The organism is Psychrobacter proteolyticus (genome assembly GCF_003350005.1).
Taxonomy (GTDB): domain Bacteria; phylum Pseudomonadota; class Gammaproteobacteria; order Pseudomonadales; family Moraxellaceae; genus Psychrobacter; species Psychrobacter proteolyticus.
Genome location: NZ_QLKS01000004.1, coordinates 146,885 through 156,021, shown reverse-complemented (window position 1 = coordinate 156,021; position 9,137 = coordinate 146,885). Strand labels below are relative to the sequence as shown.

Genomic DNA, 9,137 nt, shown 5'->3' with positions numbered 1-9,137 from the left:
TGAGCTTATGAGTTAGTCATAAAAAAGGCCATCCTATCTAGGGTGGCCTTTTTTTATTGGGATAGTGAAGCACGTTCAAAAATAGAATTAGACCTAGCGTGTATTAATGAATTGGCTATATGTGTGACAGATATAATTATTTGTTAGATAGCATATTGTAATCTACGGCATAGCTTGTTATATTATCGCTGCACTTAACGCTAGCAGTTATTTTAGATTGCGTCAGTGCAAAATCAGGTAAAATTAATAATTTTACCGTCAAGGGCTTGCATTCTATGCTAAATATTGTATAATGCTGTCCTTTACACCCATAGGCGATTGGCTCAATTGGTAGAGCATCGGTCTCCAAAACCGAGGGTTGTAGGTTCGAGTCCTACATCGCCTGCCATCTTCTTATCACATCTTTGTTGTACCCCACCATCTCCGAAGCGAGTTCTTTATGAGCAATGATCAAGATAACCTCGAGACTAAGTTATCTGATGCCAAGGCGGTTGCTGGTGGAATGCTGTCTAAAAATAAGCATGTTTCAGCTAGCGGTACTACTGCTGTTGAAGTGGCTAAGACTGGCTCAATAAAAGATTTGATTTTGTGGCTACTTGCCGCAGCTGTATTAATCGGTGCGACTCTAGTAAATCAATACTTACCAGGCTATTGGCAACCTGCCAATGATGTCTGGGTACGTATTGGTATTATTGTCGTACTTGTTGTATTTGCATTAGTCTGTTTGGCGTTAACGCATCAAGGCCGTGCTTTTAAAATATTATTAAAAGACGCTGCCGTTGAGCTTCGCCGAGTGACATGGCCAGGTAAAGATGAAACCTTTCAATACACATGGCAAGTAATTGTCGTGATTGCGATTGCCGGTTTCTTTATTTGGTTATTGGATAACTTTTTTAATTGGTTCGTTGGTATCTTTATCGGTTAATAGCACGTATTAGTGACTATTAGCGAGACATTTACTTTTAACGACTTATTTATAATGATCAGGAGCGTGATATGCGTTGGTATATTGTCCAAGCGTTTTCAGGATATGAAAAACAAGTACAACGTTCATTAACTGATCGTATTAACCGTAGTGACTTTGCTGAGTCATTCGGTGATGTATTGGTTCCTACTGAAGAAGTCGTCGAAATGAAAGACGGCAAAAAACGTAAGAGTGAGCGTAAGTTCTTTCCTGGATATGTATTGATCCAGATGGAGATGAACGATAATACTTGGCACATCGTAAAAGACTGTCCTCGTATTATGGGCTTCATCGGTGGTACGCCTGAGATGCCTGCACCGATTACGCAAGTAGAAGCTGATCGCATTTTAAACCGTTTGAACCAGACTGAAACCGACCCACGTCCTAAGACTCTATTTGAGCCGGGCGAAGAGTTGTTGGTTATCGATGGTCCATTTACTGACTTTAAAGGGTTGGTAGAAAAAGTGGATTATGAGAAGTCTAAACTACATCTAACGGTAAACGTATTTAATCGACCTACACAGGTTGAGCTTGAATTTAGTAAAGTTGAAAAACTAGACTAAATCAGCAAAAAATTCATCAACCGGGGAGCTGTTAGTCAATTAGGTATATACCACGTTGATTTGGCGCTATTACCCATTTAGGAGAGTATCATGGCTAAGAAGATTGATGGTTACATCAAACTGCAAGTGCCTGCAGGCAAAGCAAATCCTTCACCACCTATTGGTCCAGCTTTGGGTCAAAAAGGCGTGAACATCATGGCGTTCTGTAAAGAATTTAACGCTGCGACCTCAGGCCAAGAGCCAGGTCTACCGATCCCAACTGAGATCACAGTATACAGCGACAAATCTTTTACCTTCATCATGAAGTCACCACCAGCTGCATACTTACTACGTAAGGCTGCTGGTATTGCTAAAGGTTCAGGTACACCGAACACTGCTAAAGTTGGTAAAGTTGACCGTGCACAACTAGAAGACATCGTTAAGACTAAGAATGCAGACTTAACTGCAGCTGATCTTGACGCTGCTGTCCGTACCATCGCTGGTACTGCACGTTCAATGGGTATTACCGTGGAGGGTGTATAATGTCTAAGCTAACCAAACGTCAAAAAGAAATTCAAAGCCGTATTGATAACGAAAAACAGTACACTATTGAAGAAGCGGTTCAAATCCTAAACGATTTGCCAGCGCTAAAATTCAAAGAGTCTATCGATATCGCAGTAAACTTGGGCGTTGACCCACGTAAATCTGATCAAGTAGTTCGTGGTGCAACTAACCTACCTGCGGGTACTGGTAAAACCAAACGCGTTGCTGTATTTGCTCAAGGCGCTGCTGCCGAAGCCGCTAAAGAAGCTGGTGCAGACATCGTTGGTTTTGAAGACCTAGCAGAGCAAATCAAAGCCGGTAACATGGACTTTGATGTTGTTATCGCAGCTCCAGATGCAATGCGTGTTGTTGGTCAGTTAGGTACTATCCTAGGTCCACGTGGTCTAATGCCTAACCCTAAAGTTGGTACAGTAACGCCAAACGTTGCTGAAGCTGTGACTAATGCGAAAGCTGGTCAGGCTCAGTACCGTGTTGATAAAGCTGGTATCATCCATGCAACTATCGGCCAAGTTGGTTTCACTGCTGATCAAATCGAGCAAAACGCGCAAGCGATTCTTTCTGATCTAAAGCGTGCTAAGCCTGCTACTTCTAAAGGTACTTTCATTAAGAAAATTACCTTGTCTAGCACGATGGGTCCAGGTCTAACGATCGACGCTGTTCCTTATCGTACTGCTAAATAATTAAAGTTTTTATCTTCAAATATCTTGAATGATAAACACAAACAGTTTTTAAAGAATTAGGTCAGCGTAGTATTTGCTACGCTGTCTAAGACCGTAGGTAGAGAGTAGTTTAGAGTCATAATTAGCGATCTTCGGATAGTTGCTTATGATAATAAGTCACTTTTGTTAATCGACGACAGATGAAAATCTTAGTTGTCCTACGCAGACGGTGGCCCACACAGTTTAAGACACGAGCGAATAGGGCGATAAGGTTATTTATAGCCTTCAAACTATTACTCAACGTCATTCTGATAACGGTGCCGTAATCAGTCGTTACCAGTAGATGCTTTTTTTATTAATTGAATCCACTGGTAATGTGTCGTATCAAGTCAGTCTTAGCTTACAGTTTGAGCGCATAAAAACCTTGTTTTTGGCACTTTTATTATAAGTCGATTGATAAGATTAAAGGAGTCAACTTATGGCATTAACGCTAGAACAAAAACAACAAGTTGTGGCTGAAGTGTCTGAAGTTGCTGCTAATGCTTACTCAGCAGTAGCTGCCGAATATCACGGTATTGGTGTTGCACAGCTTACTAAGCTGCGCGAACAAGCTCGTGATAAAGGTGTCGTTTTAAAAGTGGTAAAAAATACACTAGCAAAACGCGCTTTTGAAGGCACTAAGTTTGAGAGCATGTCAGACCGTATGACTGGTCCACTACTTTTGGCTTTCTCTATGGAAGATTTGGGATCTGCTGCTCGAGTCGTTTTCGACTTCAGCAAAGATAACAAAGCTTTAGAGACCAAATTAGTATCAGTCGGTGGTGAAGTTTATGGTCCAGAAGAGCTAGAGCGCGTATCGAAGCTACCAACTCGCGACGAAGCAATCTCTATCTTGATGGCTACTATGAATGCACCAGTGACCAAGCTTGTCCAGACTATGAACGCTGTTCCTGGCAAGTTCGTTCGCACTGTAGCGGCAATCAAAGACGCAAAAGAAGCTGCTTAATTGCTTGTTTTAACGTAACTTTAACATCGCTAATTTTGGTTGCACTTTATTGTCACATTAGGCAAGCAATCAAGGCGATATTAGAATCAATTAATTTTTATCAGATAACGGAGAGTTCTCATGGCACTATCTAAAGATGACGTGTTAAATGCAATCGCTGAAATGTCAGTAATGGATATCGTTGAGTTAATCAGCGACATGGAAGAAAAATTCGGCGTAACAGCTGCTGTTGCTGCTGCACCTGCTGCTGCTGGTCCTGCTGCTGCTGCTGCTGAAGAAAAAGACGAGTTTGACGTAGTTCTTGCCAGCTTTGGCGAGAAGAAAGTTGGCGTAATTAAAGCCGTACGTGAAGCTACTGGTCTTGGCCTAAAAGAAGCGAAAGATTTGGTTGAAAGCGCTCCAGCTCCAATCAAAGAAGGCGCATCTAAAGCTGAAGCTGAAGAGTTGAAAAAGAAACTTGAAGAAGCTGGTGCAACTGTTGAACTAAAATAAGTTTAACACTGTACGAAAAAAAGCTGGTAATGCCTTGCATTACCAGCTTTTTTTTACTATAATTCGTAGCTTGACCTTTTGTGTCTGCCAACATACGTATGCAACATCACGGTGGATACCCATCAAAAGGACAGACGATATACATGCAAGCACACATGCCAGTTTTTGAAATCAGTTAATATGAGCTAAACGTCTGTAGATGTTTGGCATTTTTTTGTGTCTGCATGCTTTCCTATCAACACTATAGTTTATACTGATTCTAAAAGTTATAGTTACCCCGATTATTAATCCTGAAAAAAGCGGTATTCTTAAAAAAGCTGTTGATCATAAGTTGCCTACTTGGTGTGGCATGACTGTCGATATTCAGTCTCATAGACAGTTTGTATGTGTAGGGAACATAGTTCGGTAATAAGTAGTCTAGATGGCAGGTGGTATGGATGCCATCTTAATAGACATTATTTCCCAGCAATGTATTTGTAAAGTAAGCCTGATAGGCAATGCGTTATAGATTATATAATATTGAATTTTTTGGTTGCAACAGTCATATAGACTGATTCACTTACCATGAATCTAGCAAGCAACGACGAGATTAAGTGAAGTGTGCTAGGTAAGCACTGAAGAGTAAAGTAGTAATTGACAGAAAAGACATGAACTGAACACGAAAACCCGTTTTATATTATCGTTTACGTCGCCACGTTTGTATCGTATTTATGCATACTGGCCACGCTTTTAATTTGTTTCCACGTTTACTGTAAGGACTCTCGATGGCATATTCTTATACTGAAAAAAAGCGTATTCGCAAAAGTTTTGCTGAATTGCCCACTGTAATGGACATTCCCTATTTACTGTCTATTCAAGTAGATTCTTACGAGCAATTTTTGCAAGAGCACAAAAAGCCGAAAGCTCGTGAGAATACTGGTTTGCAAGCTGCGTATTCCTCTATTTTCCCAATTGAGAGTCACTCTGGTAACGCAGAGCTACAATTTGTTGAGTACTATTTAGGCACGCCTGAATTTGATGAGCGTGAGTGTATCTTACGTGGTTCAACGTTTGCTGCGCCTATGCGTGTCAAAATCCGTTTGATCATCAAAGACAAAGACAGCAAAGACAAAGATAGCAAAGCTGCTATCAAAGATATCCGTGAGCAAAGCGTTTACATGGGTGAGATGCCTTTGATGACGGCTAACGGTACTTTCATTATCAATGGTACTGAGCGTGTTATCGTATCTCAGCTACATCGTTCACCTGGTGTGTTCTTTGACCATGATAAAGGTAAGTCGCATTCAAGTGGTAAAGTGCTTTATAACGCACGTATTATCCCTTACCGTGGTTCATGGTTAGACTTTGAATTTGATGCAAAAGATTTAGTATTTGCTCGTATTGACCGTCGTCGTAAACTACTTGCGTCAATCATCCTACGCGCACTTGGTCTAACAACTTCTGAAATCTTAGATTTATTCTTTGATAAAGTTGCTGTTTATAAAGGCGAAGAGCAGTTTGAGATTGATTTAGTTGCTGATCGTCTACGTGGCGAAATGGCTCAGTTTGATATCGTATCACCTGAAGGTGACGTTATCGTCGAGCAGGGCAAACGCATCAACGCACGCCGTATCCGTCAGCTTGAAGAAGCAGGTATGACGAAGATTGCTGTGCCTGATGAGTATTTATATGAGCGTATCTTAGCAGAAGACATCGTTGTTAATGACGAAATCATCGCTAAAGCAAACACGCCAATCGACCATGAATTATTGGTTAAATTGAGCGCGTTTGAAGCCAGTGAATCTATCAAAGAATTCAGCATTCTATTCACCAATGATATCGACCAAGGTAGTTATATTGCCGATACGCTACGTGCTGATAGTACCTCAAGCCGTGAAGAAGCGTTGATCGAAATTTATAAAGTAATGCGTCCAGGTGAGCCACCAACGGTCGAAACTGCTGAAAAACTGTTTGAAAGCATGTTCTTTAACGCAGATCGTTATGACTTATCAAATGTCGGTCGTATGAAGTTCAACCGTCGTCTTGGTTTAGAATTTGACAATACTGATGATCCTGATATCCAGCGCGAACGCAGTGTATTAACCAACGATGATATCGTTAACGTTCTAAAAGAACTTATCGAGATTCGTAATGGTCGCGGCGATGTCGATGATATTGACCATCTTGGTAACCGTCGTATTCGTTCAGTAGGCGAAATGGCAGAAAACCAATTCCGTGTTGGTCTAGTACGTGTTGAGCGTGCCGTAAAAGAGCGCTTAAGCTCAGCGGAATCAGACAACCTGTCACCACAAGATTTGATTAACTCTAAGCCAGTAGCGGCTGCGGTTAAAGAATTCTTTGGTTCAAGCCAGTTGTCACAGTTTATGGATCAGAACAACCCGTTGTCTGAAGTTACCCATAAGCGCCGTGTATCAGCGTTAGGACCTGGTGGTCTAACTCGTGAACGTGCAGGCTTTGAAGTACGTGACGTACATGATACGCATTATGGCCGTGTATGTCCTATTGAGACTCCTGAAGGTCCAAACATTGGTCTGATCAACTCACTAGCAACATTTGCTAAAACCAACAGCTTTGGCTTCTTAGAAACGCCTTATCGCCGTGTGGTTGATGGTAAAGTTACTGACGTTATTGAGTATCTGTCAGCAATCGAAGAAGTAGGTACTGTCATTGCACAGGCCGATTCTCCGATGACTGAAGATGGCGCGTTATCTGACGAGATGGTCAGTGTGCGTAGCTATGGTGAATTCGTTCGTATGCCGCCAGAAAAAGTGACGCATATGGATGTGTCGCCAAGTCAGGTAGTATCGGTTGCAGCAGGTCTGATTCCGTTCCTAGAGCATGATGATGCTAACCGTGCCTTGATGGGCTCGAACATGCAGCGTCAGGCTGTTCCTACGCTACGTGCTGATAAGCCGTTAGTAGGTACTGGTATGGAGCGTCACGTTGCTCGTGACTCTGGCGTTTGTGTTATCGCTAAGCGTGGCGGTGTGATTGAAGATGTTGATGCATCACGTATCGTTGTTCGTGTAAACGAAGACGAGATGACTGCTGGTGAAGCGGGTATCGATATCTATAACTTGATCAAATACACGCGCTCTAACCAAAACACTTGTATCAACCAACGTATCATCGTTAACCAAGGTGACGAGATTGCTTTGGGTGATATCTTGGCTGATGGTCCATCAACGGATCTTGGTGAGCTAGCACTAGGCCAGAACATCCGCATCGCATTTATGCCGTGGAATGGTTACAACTTCGAAGATTCAATCTTGCTATCTGAGAAAGTAGTTAAAGAAGATCGCTTCACTACTATTCATATCCAAGAATTGACTTGTGTGGCTCGTGATACCAAGCTAGGTACAGAAGAAATCACTGCTGATATTCCAAACGTTGGTGAAGCAGCATTATCAAGTCTTGATGAAGCAGGTATCGTTTATATCGGTGCTGAAGTTGACGCTGGTGATATTCTAGTTGGTAAAGTAACGCCAAAAGGTGAAACACAACTAACGCCAGAAGAGAAACTACTACGGGCTATCTTTGGCGAAAAAGCGGCTGATGTGAAAGACACTTCACTACGCGTACCGACTTCAAGTAAAGGTACGGTTATTGATGTACAGGTCTTCACCCGTGATGGCGTTGAAAAAGACGCACGCGCAAGAGCGATTGAAAAATCGCAGCTTGATAGCTATCGCAAAGATTTGAAAGAAGAGCTACGTATCTTTGAAGAAGCAGCACGTGGTCGTATTGGTAATCTATTAGATGGCCAAAAAGTCAGCGGCGGTGCTGGTCTAAAAGCTGGTACGGTTATGGCATTGGCTGATATGAAAGATATGAGCCTTGAGACATTGCTTGATATCCAACCAGTAGAAGAAGAAATCTCTGAGCGTCTAACGCAAATCGCTGATTACTTGGTTGATAAGCAAAAAGACATCGATGTGAAGTTTGCTGAGAAAAAACGCAAATTGACTGCTGGCGATGACTTACAACATGGTGTACAAAAAATCGTTAAAGTATATCTAGCGGTTAAGCGTCGTATTCAGCCTGGTGATAAGATGGCTGGTCGTCATGGTAACAAAGGTGTTGTATCGCGCATCATGCCAGTTGAAGACATGCCTTATGATGAAAATGGTAATACCGTTGACATCGTATTGAACCCACTTGGTGTACCATCTCGTATGAACATCGGTCAGGTTCTAGAGACACATTTGGGTATGGCAGCGAAAGGGTTGGGCGAGAAGATTGACGGTATGCTCAAATCTCAAGCAGCAATCAAAGAGCTACGTGACTTCTTGGACAAAATCTATAACCAAGTAGGCGGTGAGCAAGTTGATCTTGATAGCTTGAGTGATGATGACATCATGGCGCTAGCAGGCAACTTACGTGGCGGTGTACCGATGGGCACAGCAGTATTTGACGGCGCAAGAGAAAGCCAAGTTAAAGACTTGCTCGAGCTTGCTGGTATGGATCGCGATGGTCAGCAGACGTTATATGATGGTCGTACAGGTCAGAAGTTTGACCGTAAAGTAACTGTCGGCTACATGTACATGCTCAAGCTTAACCATTTGGTTGATGACAAAATGCATGCGCGTTCAACAGGTTCTTATTCTCTAGTGACGCAGCAGCCATTGGGTGGTAAAGCTCAGTTTGGTGGTCAGCGCTTCGGTGAGATGGAAGTATGGGCACTAGAAGCATACGGCGCGACTTACACGTTGCAAGAAATGCTAACGGTGAAGTCGGATGACGTTGAAGGCCGTACTCGTATGTACAAAAACATCGTTGATGGTGAGCAGTATATGGATCCAGGCATGCCTGAGTCGTTTAACGTACTGACCAAAGAAATCAAATCACTGGGTATTAATATTGAGTTAAAACAAAGCAACTAGCCCGTTGTTTAACTTAGTTGTCCACTA

The 9,137-nt window shown here is 42.4% G+C and carries 7 protein-coding genes and 1 tRNA gene; all 8 read left to right on the top strand.

Features of this window, described 5'->3' with window-relative positions; translation table 11 throughout:
- Positions 1-312: 312 nt before the first annotated feature.
- Positions 313-388: transfer RNA gene (locus tag DXK30_RS10405), tRNA-Trp, on the top strand.
- A gap of 51 nt (positions 389-439) precedes the next feature.
- Positions 440-925: a preprotein translocase subunit SecE gene (secE, locus tag DXK30_RS10400; RefSeq protein ID WP_101204291.1), complete on the top strand. Its 486-nt coding sequence runs from the start codon at positions 440-442 to the stop codon at positions 923-925.
- A 71-nt stretch (positions 926-996) separates the two neighbouring features.
- Positions 997-1,527 (top strand): transcription termination/antitermination protein NusG, encoded by a 531-nt coding sequence (gene nusG, locus DXK30_RS10395; RefSeq protein ID WP_057761729.1) that lies wholly within the window; start codon positions 997-999, stop codon positions 1,525-1,527.
- 90 nt (positions 1,528-1,617) lie between these two features.
- Positions 1,618-2,049: a 50S ribosomal protein L11 gene (rplK, locus tag DXK30_RS10390; RefSeq protein ID WP_057761727.1), complete on the top strand. Its 432-nt coding sequence runs from the start codon at positions 1,618-1,620 to the stop codon at positions 2,047-2,049.
- Positions 2,049-2,750, top strand: a complete 702-nt coding sequence (gene rplA, locus DXK30_RS10385) for a 50S ribosomal protein L1 (RefSeq protein WP_057761725.1) — start codon at positions 2,049-2,051, stop codon at positions 2,748-2,750. Before rplK ends, rplA begins: the two co-directional genes overlap by 1 nt.
- Before the next feature lie 457 nt (positions 2,751-3,207).
- Positions 3,208-3,735, top strand: coding sequence for a 50S ribosomal protein L10 (gene rplJ, locus DXK30_RS10380; protein ID WP_057761724.1), 528 nt, complete (start codon positions 3,208-3,210; stop codon positions 3,733-3,735).
- Positions 3,736-3,855: 120 nt separating this feature from the next.
- The gene (gene rplL, locus DXK30_RS10375; protein WP_057761722.1) at positions 3,856-4,227 is read left to right on the top strand and encodes a 50S ribosomal protein L7/L12; all 372 of its coding nucleotides are present in this window, start codon (positions 3,856-3,858) and stop codon (positions 4,225-4,227) included.
- A 764-nt stretch (positions 4,228-4,991) separates the two neighbouring features.
- Positions 4,992-9,110 (top strand): DNA-directed RNA polymerase subunit beta, encoded by a 4,119-nt coding sequence (rpoB, locus tag DXK30_RS10370; protein ID WP_114701648.1) that lies wholly within the window; start codon positions 4,992-4,994, stop codon positions 9,108-9,110.
- Positions 9,111-9,137: the final 27 nt, after the last annotated feature.

Excerpts from the sequence above, each read along its gene's own strand:
- secE (WP_101204291.1), top strand. The coding sequence starts at position 440 with ATGAGCAATGATCAAGATAACCTCGAGACTAAGTTATCTGATGCCAAG.
- nusG (WP_057761729.1), top strand. The coding sequence starts at position 997 with ATGCGTTGGTATATTGTCCAAGCGTTTTCAGGATATGAAAAACAAGTA.
- rplK (WP_057761727.1), top strand. The coding sequence starts at position 1,618 with ATGGCTAAGAAGATTGATGGTTACATCAAACTGCAAGTGCCTGCAGGC.
- rplA (WP_057761725.1), top strand. The coding sequence starts at position 2,049 with ATGTCTAAGCTAACCAAACGTCAAAAAGAAATTCAAAGCCGTATTGAT.
- rplJ (WP_057761724.1), top strand. The coding sequence starts at position 3,208 with ATGGCATTAACGCTAGAACAAAAACAACAAGTTGTGGCTGAAGTGTCT.
- rplL (WP_057761722.1), top strand. The coding sequence starts at position 3,856 with ATGGCACTATCTAAAGATGACGTGTTAAATGCAATCGCTGAAATGTCA.
- rpoB (WP_114701648.1), top strand. The coding sequence starts at position 4,992 with ATGGCATATTCTTATACTGAAAAAAAGCGTATTCGCAAAAGTTTTGCT.